The organism is Microvirga sp. P4_G7 (assembly GCF_056401005.1).
On the sequence record NZ_JBFUKD010000924.1, the window covers coordinates 1 to 1,179 of the forward strand.

A 1,179-nucleotide genomic window follows, 5' to 3' on the forward strand; every position below is an offset into this window, starting at 1 on the left:
GCATTTGCCTCTTTCCGCCTCCATATTTGTTTTATCGACTTTGGCCGGACAACTGGGCCGCTACGCCTTGCACTGTAATAAGGCGCACGTGCTGACTTCTCTTCCAACTTCGACAAACTGCGCAGGCTCGCGCGTTGCGGGTCGGCGTTTACGTGCACTAGATGCCAGTGAAAGGACTACCCCGATGATTACGGGCACCGTTAAATTCTATAACGATCAGAAGGGCTACGGCTTCATTCAGCCGGACAACGGCGAGAAGGACGTGTTCGTCCATGCCACCGCTCTCGAGCGCGCTGGTCTGCGTGGGCTTCGTGAAGGTCAGAAGGTGACCTTCGACACCCAGGAAGATCGCCGCACGGGCAAGATCGCAGTCGGCAACATCCAGGCCGAGTAAAAAATTTCGATCCGGCGCGGATCAGGTCCGCGCTCAATCTTGGAGGCCGCAACTTTTCAAGGGGGCGGCCTCTTATCATTCGCAAGCTCTGCGAAAACTGCGCCTACGGCGCCGATGGAGAATGCCATGTTCGCTTTCAGGAAGACCACCCCCGTCAAATCCGTGATGTTCGCGGCAAACTACGAGGATGGCCGCACTGCGTATTTCGTGGTGCCGAACCATGGCGGCCCCAGCGAGGACTACCTGGCGATCACGATCGCCAAGGAGCAGCAGGAAGCCGGGCATCTCCCCGAGGGGCAGATCACGAGCGTCCGCCGGGTCCGCTAGGCTGGAATGGCGCCTCTACACGGCCATTGCCGAGGGCGATGTCGTAAGGGCGTGCAAAACGCGCGGGATATGATATAGTCCGCGTCCATTCACGAAGATTCCGTCGGCATACACGCCGTTTGACCCTTCGCCCATGCGAAGGGAGAACGCTCAGATTTGGTAAGGACATATTTTGCAAGTACTCGTTCGCGACAACAACGTCGAGCAAGCGCTCAGGGTTCTCAAGAAGAAGATGCAGCGCGAAGGCGTTTTCCGTGAGATGAAGCAGCGGAAGTCTTACGAGAAGCCCTCCGAGCGCAAGGCGCGGGAAAAGGGCGAAGCTGTGCGCCGTGCCCGCAAGCAGGCTCGTAAGCAGGCCATTCGCGAAGGTTTGATTGCAGCGCCGAAGCCGAAGCCGCGTTTCGCAGGTGGACCTCGCCGCCCCGGTATGGGAGCGGGCGCTGGTGCCGGCCCTGGTG

At 59.3% G+C, this 1,179-nt stretch carries 3 protein-coding genes; all 3 read left to right on the forward strand.

The window, feature by feature from the left end:
- The first annotated feature begins 184 nt into the window (after positions 1–184).
- Positions 185–394 (forward strand): cold-shock protein, encoded by a 210-nt coding sequence (locus AC1DT3_RS21940; protein ID WP_477467289.1) that lies wholly within the window; start codon positions 185–187, stop codon positions 392–394.
- A gap of 126 nt (positions 395–520) precedes the next feature.
- A complete protein-coding gene (locus AC1DT3_RS21945) occupies positions 521–721 on the forward strand; it encodes a hypothetical protein (RefSeq protein ID WP_477467290.1) in 201 nt (66 codons plus the stop codon).
- Positions 722–893: 172 nt separating this feature from the next.
- Positions 894–1,179, forward strand: a 286-nt coding sequence (gene rpsU, locus AC1DT3_RS21950) for a 30S ribosomal protein S21 (protein WP_477467291.1), incomplete at its 3' end; no start/stop codon positions are given.

Bases quoted from the DNA above. Each gene is read 5' to 3' on its own strand.
- AC1DT3_RS21945 (WP_477467290.1), top strand. From the start codon at position 521: ATGTTCGCTTTCAGGAAGACCACCCCCGTCAAATCCGTGATGTTCGCG.
- AC1DT3_RS21940 (WP_477467289.1), top strand. From the start codon at position 185: ATGATTACGGGCACCGTTAAATTCTATAACGATCAGAAGGGCTACGGC.